General features: G+C 74.4%; 1 protein-coding gene. It reads left to right on the top strand.

The genetic code is table 11. The features are described from left to right. Positions 1-503, top strand: a 503-nt coding sequence (locus tag VT50_RS39470) for a hypothetical protein (RefSeq protein ID WP_158083255.1), incomplete at both ends; no start/stop codon positions are given.

Genomic DNA, 503 nt, shown 5'->3' on the forward strand with positions numbered 1-503 from the left:
CACCAGCGCTACTGGCTCGACACCACAGCACCGGCCGGTGTGGCACCTACCGAGGACGGCGGCTTCTGGTCCGCCGTGGACACCGGAGACCCGTGTGCGGTGGCATCGTTCCTCGGCGACGACACCCATGCGCTGCGCTCGTCCCTCGACGTGGTCGTGCCCGCCCTGTCGGCGTGGCGGTCCCGCACCCGGGAGCGGTCCGCACTGTCCGACCTCCGCTACGAGGTCGTGTGGAAGGCGTCCGCTCCGCGCGTCGACGCCACTCGGCTCAGCGGAACCTGGCTGGTCGTCGGGGCGGGTGCGGACGTGGCCGACGCGCTGCGCGACGGCGGCGCCGACGTCGCGCAGGTGGAGTTCGCCGCCACGCGTGACGCGTTGGCCGACCGGCTCCGTGAGGCGGCAGCCGGGCGCCCGGTCGTCGGCGTGGTGGCCGAAGTGGACGGACCGGCTTCGGCGTTGACCGTCCTGCAGGCGGCAGGCGACACCGAAGCCGCCGGACGGGT

This window comes from Streptomyces antioxidans, from assembly GCF_000968685.2.
Lineage (GTDB): Bacteria > Actinomycetota > Actinomycetes > Streptomycetales > Streptomycetaceae > Streptomyces > Streptomyces antioxidans.